Source organism: Acinetobacter haemolyticus CIP 64.3 = MTCC 9819 (assembly GCF_000369065.1).
GTDB classification, from domain to species: Bacteria; Pseudomonadota; Gammaproteobacteria; order Pseudomonadales; family Moraxellaceae; genus Acinetobacter; species Acinetobacter haemolyticus.
Genome location: NZ_KB849799.1, coordinates 243,236 through 245,511 on the forward strand (window position 1 = coordinate 243,236; position 2,276 = coordinate 245,511).

The window sequence follows — 2,276 nt, forward strand, 5'->3', positions numbered from 1 at the left end:
GCGTTAGATTGGCTTACACCATTAGAGAAATTTGCTCAGCTTGTTGATTATCATAAGGCTTTTGAAACTGTCGCACCTCATGTTTGAATTCGCCAGTGTTTGATTAGTTATGTTTTTTTTAAATTTATTTATTTCCTTAATTAACTTAGAAAAACCTTGTTGAATCATAGAGATAAGGGCATAATCAATACAATCCTCATATTCTTGATAGAATAATTTTGAATTAAAAGACTTAGGTCTAGGAATAAACTCTAGTTCATAATCATCAGCAATATCAAAATGCGGAAAGTCTTCTACTATTAGTAGTTTCAATAAAAATTTAATATTAGAATATGTGTTATAATTTTTTTCTTCGTTTGCGATTTCAATCAATATTTTTTTTAAATTATCGTAATTAAAATATGATTTATTTTCTTTTAAATTTGAAATTAAAAAACAGAAAGAATAAAATTTTTTACTTAAATGTGAGGGTGTGTTCTTTTGAATGTACATTATAAGGAAAAATTTAGCTAATATAACCTCACTCTCACAAAGTACTGAAAAATCTATTTTTTCTTTTATTCCAGAATAATAGAAATGCCAAGTGGTAGCTGTTGAAATTATAAATTTATCATCAAATTTATCTGCAGTTAAAAATTTGACAATCTTGGGTATTTTTTTATCTATACTTTGAAGGGCTACCAGCTGTTTTTCGTTAAAAATTGAAACACTAAAAAATTCCTGTTCTGTAAATAGGTCAAATTGCACCATTTTTTATAATTCCAATAATTCTTCAGATATTCGTTTTAAATTTAAGAGGTTGGCACTATCTACAATAAAGCGTTTAGCGTAATAGCTGGGCATAACGCTATTAACACTCCAACCACCTAATACACGCAGATTTTCTTGGGCTTGTTGCATATTTTCGTCATTGTCGATTAGACCTTTAGCTTGATACTTTTTTATTGCAAAAGCTAATGTGATATAAGCCCAGGTATGACGACAAACATGAGGCGTGATCTTGTGGATAGAATCAACCTTATTGTTATCAAAATATATAGGATGTAAGTACCTGAAGACTTTATCAATTTTGTTAAAAATTATATTAATTGCAGAGTAACTTAATGGGGAGTAGGGTGGCTTCAAAGAAGTAAATAAGATATCAGATTCACCACAACTCCTTATATAATTGATATACATAACTAAAAAATTATAATCCTTTTGATTCAACTTTATGACTCTATATGACTGTTCATTTTTAATACTTGGCTTTCTCATCCTAGTATCATTTTCATCATCAGTATTTGTAACTATAAGGCTATAAGACTCAGAATTAATGTAAAGCACCGGACGTTTCAATTGCTTCAGTCGCTTTGCAACATGGATTGAATACAAATCTTGTATCCAAATGGATTCGCTTAATTGATGCTAAGCCAGGGAGTGATCGCTCACCACTACCGAATAAACCTGCATTTATTGCCTTATCTTGCTCTGCACCATTAGATCCTACTCCTACTGACATGTTAAAAGTTCAAATTACTTTACCCCACTCAAAAGCAGAAATTGGCTTGAAATGGCAGACATCAGAAATACCTGCCTTGGCAGAATTACTCAAGGCACTGGCAACATGATCCGTATCAATGAAATTTGGCTCTCTACCCAGCCCATGGATATGCGAGCAGGAATGGATACTGTCATGGCTCAGGTGGTGAGAGCCTTTGGCTACATCAAACCGCATTGCGCCTACCTGTTCTGTAATAAACGTGGTCATCGTATGAAAGTGTTGGTACATGATGGACTGGGCATCTGGCTGTGTGCCCGGCGTTTGGAACAGGGTAAATTTCACTGGGCTCAAGTTCACCAAGTTCACCAAGGTGAAACCGTGGCCCTCAGCCCGGAACAGTTACAGGCATTAATCCAAGGTTTGCCCTGGCAGAGAATTGGATTGCAGCAAGTGGTGAATATGCTCTAAACCAAGCTCGACCATTCTGCCATCCTCCAAACGTTCTATTTCATTCTCTTCATGACCTCAGGCATACTGTGGTCATGAATACGCTGCCTGACTTAAGCCAACTGACCCATGAACAACTGCTGGAATTCACCAGACAGTTGGCGATGCAGCATCAGTCTCTAGCACAATCAAACCAGCAATTAGATGCCAGAGTTCAACATCTTGAAGTCACCAATCAGCAATTAGATTCTAAAGTTCAACATCTTTCTATTCTCAATCAAAAATACGAGCATGAACTGGCGCTGTTTAAAAAGCACAAATTCGCCCAAAAGAATGAACACTTAAC

Annotated in this window: 4 protein-coding genes and 1 pseudogene; 3 read left to right on the forward strand and 2 right to left on the reverse strand. The window is 35.1% G+C overall.

Annotation, left to right across the window (positions count from 1 at the left end; all coding sequences use genetic code 11):
• Positions 1 to 21 precede the first annotated feature (21 nt).
• Both F927_RS01200 and F927_RS01205 read right to left on the reverse strand, forming a co-directional pair.
• Entirely contained in the window at positions 22 to 750 is a 729-nt protein-coding gene (locus F927_RS01200; RefSeq protein WP_005080765.1) for a hypothetical protein, read from the reverse strand.
• A gap of 3 nt (positions 751 to 753) precedes the next feature.
• Complete coding sequence (locus tag F927_RS01205) at positions 754 to 1,374, reverse strand: site-specific integrase (protein WP_228127903.1); 621 nt, start codon at positions 1,372 to 1,374, stop codon at positions 754 to 756.
• Between F927_RS01205 and F927_RS01210 the strand changes: the two genes are divergently transcribed.
• The 3 genes and pseudogenes from F927_RS01210 to F927_RS17005 all read left to right on the forward strand — a co-directional run.
• The gene (locus F927_RS01210; protein ID WP_080592142.1) at positions 1,365 to 1,610 is read left to right on the forward strand and encodes a hypothetical protein; all 246 of its coding nucleotides are present in this window, start codon (positions 1,365 to 1,367) and stop codon (positions 1,608 to 1,610) included. The two genes, F927_RS01205 and F927_RS01210, sit on opposite strands and share 10 nt — an antisense overlap.
• A complete protein-coding gene (gene tnpB / locus F927_RS01215) occupies positions 1,607 to 1,951 on the forward strand; it encodes an IS66 family insertion sequence element accessory protein TnpB (RefSeq protein WP_005080771.1) in 345 nt (114 codons plus the stop codon). Before F927_RS01210 ends, tnpB begins: the two co-directional genes overlap by 4 nt.
• Before the next feature lie 74 nt (positions 1,952 to 2,025).
• Positions 2,026 to 2,276, forward strand: a pseudogene (locus F927_RS17005) (IS66 family transposase); the annotation flags it as partial.

What these genes read in the sequence shown, in the direction of transcription:
- F927_RS01200 (WP_005080765.1), bottom strand. Translation starts at nt 750, where the DNA reads ATGGTGCAATTTGACCTATTTACAGAACAGGAATTTTTTAGTGTTTCA.
- tnpB (WP_005080771.1), top strand. Translation starts at nt 1,607, where the DNA reads ATGATCCGTATCAATGAAATTTGGCTCTCTACCCAGCCCATGGATATG.